This is a genomic window from Mycobacterium sp. UM_Kg1 (genome assembly GCF_000972925.1).
In the GTDB taxonomy this organism is placed as follows: domain Bacteria; phylum Actinomycetota; class Actinomycetes; order Mycobacteriales; family Mycobacteriaceae; genus Mycobacterium; species Mycobacterium hiberniae.
Genome location: NZ_JRMK01000353.1, coordinates 1 through 430, shown reverse-complemented (window position 1 = coordinate 430; position 430 = coordinate 1). Strand labels below are relative to the sequence as shown.

Below are 430 nucleotides of genomic sequence, written 5' to 3'. Positions count from 1 at the left end.
GGCAATGGTGGTAACGCCGGTGCCGGTGGCGCCGGTGGCCTCTCCGGTGGCGGAGTCCAAGCCGCCAACGGTGCCAACGGTTCGGCCGGTAAGGGCGGCAACGGTGGTGTCGGCGGCGCCGGCTACGACGCGGCCTCTGATGCCGCCGCCGCGGCGGGAACTTCCGGTGGCAATGGTGGTGCCGGTGGTAACGCCGGTCTGGGTGGTTTGCAGGCCGATGGGGTGACCCGCGCTGCGGCCGGCACCGCCGGTGTCGGTGGTGCCGGTGGTTCGGGTAAGGCCGGTGCTGCGGGTGCGGCCGGTACCGCGGGTGCGGTCAACGGCACGGCCGGCACCAATGGTGGTAACGGCGGTAACGGCGGCGCCGGTGGTCTGCAGGCCGACGGTGTCACCCAGGCTGCGGCGGGTAAGGGCGGCAATGGTGGTGCCG

At 73.3% G+C, this 430-nt stretch carries 1 pseudogene; it reads left to right on the top strand.

Features of this window, described 5'->3' with window-relative positions:
• A pseudogene (locus tag LI92_RS24090) lies at positions 1-430 on the top strand (PE family protein); the annotation flags it as partial.